The sequence below is a fragment of the Rathayibacter tanaceti genome (assembly GCF_001634385.1).
Lineage (GTDB): Bacteria > Actinomycetota > Actinomycetes > Actinomycetales > Microbacteriaceae > Rathayibacter > Rathayibacter tanaceti.
This window is the reverse complement of the sequence record NZ_LIIN01000172.1, coordinates 1-4,269: the sequence shown is the minus strand read 5'-3', so window position 1 is coordinate 4,269 and position 4,269 is coordinate 1. Positions and strand designations below refer to the sequence as shown.

The window sequence follows — 4,269 nt, the reverse complement described above, 5'->3', positions numbered from 1 at the left end:
CGCCTGCCCCCGCGCTCGATCCGCGGGTGTGGCGGGCAGTGGGGGCACCGCTCGTGCCGGCCGCCTCCTCCGGAGCAGTCGACGGCCTGGACGTCGCGGTGAAGGACCTCTTCGCGATCGAGGGACAGCGGATCGGCGCGGGCGTCCCGCGGCGACTCGCGGAGGCGCCGCTCGAGACGTCGACGGCACCGGCGGTGGCGATGCTGCTCGACGCCGGGGCGTCGGTGCGCGGGATCGCGCAGACCGACGAGTTCGCCTACAGCATCGCGGGGCGCAACTCCGGCTACGGCACCCCGCCGAACCCGGCGGTGCCGGGAGCGATCCCCGGCGGCTCCTCCAGCGGGCCGGCGACTGCGGTCTCGCTCGGGCAGGCGGCGATCGGGCTCGCGACGGACACGGCGGGGTCGATCCGGGTGCCGGCGTCGTACCAGGGCCTGTGGGGGCTGCGCACGACGCACGGCGCGGTGCCTGCGGCGGGACTGCTGCCGCTGGCGCCGAGCTTCGACACAGTCGGCTGGCTGACCCGCGACCTCGCGACGCTGCGCCGGGTCGCGGCCGTCGGTCTGGCGGGGGCTGCTCAGGAGACGGCGGGGGGGATTCGTGATCGCGGAAGCGCTGCTCGAGCGGGGTGGACGCCTCGGTGCGCGCCGCCTTCGGCGCGGCGGTGGCCGACCTCGGCGCGGCGCGCGTCGCTCTGCCGCCGGTGGCCAGATGGTCGAGGCGTTCCGGCTGGTCCAGGCCGCGGAGGCGTGGGCCGCCAATGGCGAGTGGGTGGCCGCGCATCCCGGCGTGCTGGCGCCGGACGTGCAGGCCCGGTTCGATGCGGCGTCGAGGGTGGACGCGGCGACCGAGGTGGGCGCGCGAGAGCGACTCGCGGAGTTCCGCGCGGCGCTCGACCAGGAGCTCGACGGGCGGGTTCTGCTGCTGCCGTCCGCCTCGTCGGTCGCTCCGGCGCTCGACGCCTCGGCTGAGGTGATCGACGAGGCGAGGACGGCGACGCTCGGGCTGACCTGTCTGGCGGGCATCGGAGGCTATCCGGCACTGTCGGTGCCGCGGCTGCTCGTCGAGGGGAAGCCGGTCGGGCTGTGCCTCGTGGGGCCCCGAGGCGCCGACCTGGCACTGCTGGAGGAGGCGGCACGGGTCGTGGGGTAGCTCGCTCTCGTGGTGCGGGGGCCTTGATGCGCCCGCTGCGCGGGTATCGTGGCCGCCCGATGGGGCCGAATCCTGCTCGTCGAGGAAGAGTGCAGCGCCGTCTCGAGACCCGCCTCGCCGTGCAGGATCCCGAAACACCGGAGAAACGTCTGTTGCGTAGGATGCACACCTGAAACTTCTTTTTCTCTGTCCGTCCGTCCTGTGAAGAGGTGGTCCCCATCATGTCCGCGCCCGCGCCGTTCCTCCCCGTCGATCCGCCGCCGCGCCTGCTGATGGGTCCGGGACCGATCAACGCCGATCCGCGGGTGCTCCGCGCGATGTCGGCCCAGCTGGTCGGGCAGTACGACCCCTTCATGACCGCGACGATGACCGAGACCCAGGAGCTCTACCGGCAGGTGTTCCGCACCCGCAACGAGAAGACGATGCTCATCGACGGCACGAGCCGCGCGGGCATCGAGGCGGCGCTGGTCTCGATGCTGGAGCCGGGCGACCGCGTGCTGGTGCCGGTCTTCGGGCGCTTCGGGCACCTTCTCCGCGAGATCGCCGAGCGGTGCGGGGCCGAGGTGCACGTCATCGAGGCGGAGTGGGGGCAGGTCTTCCCCGTCTCCGCGATCGCCGAGGCTCTGGCGCGGGTGAAGCCGAAGGTGCTCGCCGTGGTCCACGGCGACACCTCGACCACGATGGCGCAGCCGCTGGAGGAGCTCGGCGCGCTCTGCGAGAAGCACGGCGCCCTCTTCTACACCGACGTCACCGCCTCCCTCGCGGGCAACGCCTTCGCGACCGACGAGCTCGGGCTCGACGCGGTCTCGGCGGGTCTGCAGAAGTGCCTAGGCGGCCCGTCCGGATCGGCGCCGGTCACCTTCTCGGAGAAGGCCGTCGCGGTGATCGAGTCGCGCAAGAGCATCGAGGCCGGGATCCGCGACGAGGACGACGCGGTCAGCGCGCAGCGGGTCCGCTCCAACTACTTCGACCTCGGCATGGTCTTCGACTACTGGGGACCGCGCCGCCTCAACCACCACACCGAGGCGACCACGATGCTCTACGGCGCCCGCGAGTGCGCCCGCATCATCGTCGAGGAGGGCCTGGACCAGACGGTCGCCCGGCACACGCTGCACGGCTCGGCGATGCTCGCGGGCGTCCGCGGACTCGACCTTGAGGTGTTCGGCGACGTCGCCCACAAGATGAGCAACGTCGTCGCGGTGCACATCCCGCAGGGCGTGGACGGCGACGCGGTGCGTGGCGCGATGCTGACCGACTTCGGCATCGAGATCGGCACCTCCTTCGGCCCGTTGCACGGGAAGGTCTGGCGCATCGGCACGATGGGCTACAACGCCCGCACCGACGCGGTGCTGACCACCCTGGCGGCGCTGGAGGCGGTGCTGCGCCGCGCGGGCGCCTCCGTGCCGGTCGGCGGGGGAGTCGCCGGAGCGTACGAGGTCTACGGGGCGGCGCGGGCATGATCGACGCCGCCGCGATCATGGCCCGCTGCGACGAGCTCGCCGCGGTCTCGAGCAGCCGCAGCGGGATCGAGCGCGTGTACCTCTCGCCCGAGCACGCCCGCGTGAACGCGATGGCGGCGCGCTGGATGACGGAGGCCGGCCTGCGCACGTGGCAGGACGCCGCGGGCAACCAGTGCGGCCGCTACGAAGGCTCCACCCCGGGACTCCCGGCGCTCCTGCTCGGCTCGCACCTCGACACCGTGCCCGATGCGGGGCGCTACGACGGGATCCTCGGCGTCATGCTCGCGATCGCGGTCGTCTCGCGGCTGCACGCGGCGGGACGCCGTCTGCCGTTCGCGGTCGAGGTCGTCGCATTCGGCGACGAGGAGGGCACCCGCTTCGGCACGGCGCTGCTCGGCTCGCGCGCGCTGGCCGGCACCTGGGACGAGCACTGGTGGGAGTTGCAGGACGCCGAAGGCACGACGCTCGTCGACGCCTTCCACGCGTTCGGGCTCGACCCGTCGCGCATCGGAGCCGCCGCGCGCGACTCCGGCGACATCGCGGCCTATCTGGAGGCGCACATCGAGCAGGGCCCGTACCTCGAGGAGGCCGACCGCGCGCTGGCCGTCGTCTCGTCGATCGCGGGCGCGCGCCGCTTCGGGCTCACCCTCACCGGCAAGGCCGGCCACGCGGGCGGCGTCCCCCTCGACCGGCGCAGGGACGCGCTGACCGGAGCGGCGGAGGCCGTCCTCGCCGTCGAGCGGATCGCGCGCGAGCAGGGCGTGATCGCGACGGTCGGCCGGCTCGAGACCTTCCCGGGAGCCGTCAACGTGATCCCCGGGCGCGTGGAGTTCAGCCTCGACCTGCGAGCCGAGACGGACGAGCTCCGCGATGCGGCGTGGGACGCGATCGAGCACGCGATGTCGGAGTCGGCCTCGCGTCGGCGGCTCGCGCTGACGATCGAGGAGACCCATTCGGCGCCGGCCGTCAGGGCCTCCGCGCGACTCCAGGAGGTGGTGCGGGCGGGCATCCGGGCGACCGGCGACGCGGAGCCGATGGTGCTGTTCTCGAAGGCCGGGCACGATGCGATGGCGGTCGCCGAGCTCACCGAGTACGCGATGCTCTTCCTCCGCTGCGAGGGAGGGGTCAGCCACCACCCCGACGAGAACGTGACGGAGGCCGATGTCGCGACGGCGCTCGACGCCTTCGAGGCCGCGGTGCTCGCGCTGGCGGACGCCTCCGCCGGGGTGCAGCCGGCGTGAGCGCCGCACCCGTTCCCGCCTCGACGTCGAGCATCGGGCACCGCATCGACGCGGGCTACGCCACGCTCTCGCGGCAGGAGCAGCGGGCCGCCGACTTCATCCTCGACCACCTCGGCGATCTGGCCGTGTACACGGCCACCGAGCTCGCCCAGCACAGCGGGGTGTCGAAGGCCACGGTCTCGCGCCTGTTCCGCAGACTCGGCTTCTCAAACTCGCAGGAGGTCCGCGAGCACGCCCGCGCGCTGCGCAGCTCCGGAGTGCCGGTGGGTCCCGCGCAGGGCGAGGGCGACGCGCTCACGGCGCACCTCGAGAGCGAGCGGGCGAACCTGGCCCGGCTCGCGGCTGCGCTCGGCGACGGGCGGCTGGAGGAGGCGGTGAGGCTGATCGCCGAGGCGCGCGAGGTCGTCGTGATCGGG

The 4,269-nt window shown here is 73.6% G+C and carries 4 protein-coding genes and 1 pseudogene; all 5 read left to right on the top strand.

The window, feature by feature from the left end:
• Nucleotides 1-26 precede the first annotated feature (26 nt).
• Nucleotides 27-491: pseudogene (locus ACH61_RS18590) on the top strand (amidase family protein); the annotation flags it as partial.
• A 220-nt stretch (nucleotides 492-711) separates the two neighbouring features.
• On the top strand, nucleotides 712-1,152 hold the full coding sequence (locus ACH61_RS17995) for an amidase (protein ID WP_236713702.1): 441 nt from the start codon (nucleotides 712-714) through the stop codon (nucleotides 1,150-1,152).
• Nucleotides 1,153-1,373: 221 nt separating this feature from the next.
• Nucleotides 1,374-2,612, top strand: coding sequence for a pyridoxal-phosphate-dependent aminotransferase family protein (locus tag ACH61_RS14145; protein ID WP_068213238.1), 1,239 nt, complete (start codon nucleotides 1,374-1,376; stop codon nucleotides 2,610-2,612).
• Complete coding sequence (locus ACH61_RS14140) at nucleotides 2,609-3,853, top strand: allantoate amidohydrolase (RefSeq protein WP_068213235.1); 1,245 nt, start codon at nucleotides 2,609-2,611, stop codon at nucleotides 3,851-3,853. The genes ACH61_RS14145 and ACH61_RS14140 overlap by 4 nt, the downstream gene beginning before the upstream one ends.
• The coding region (locus ACH61_RS17055; protein WP_161489676.1) for a MurR/RpiR family transcriptional regulator at nucleotides 3,850-4,269 on the top strand (420 nt) is incomplete at its 3' end. The genes ACH61_RS14140 and ACH61_RS17055, both read left to right, overlap by 4 nt.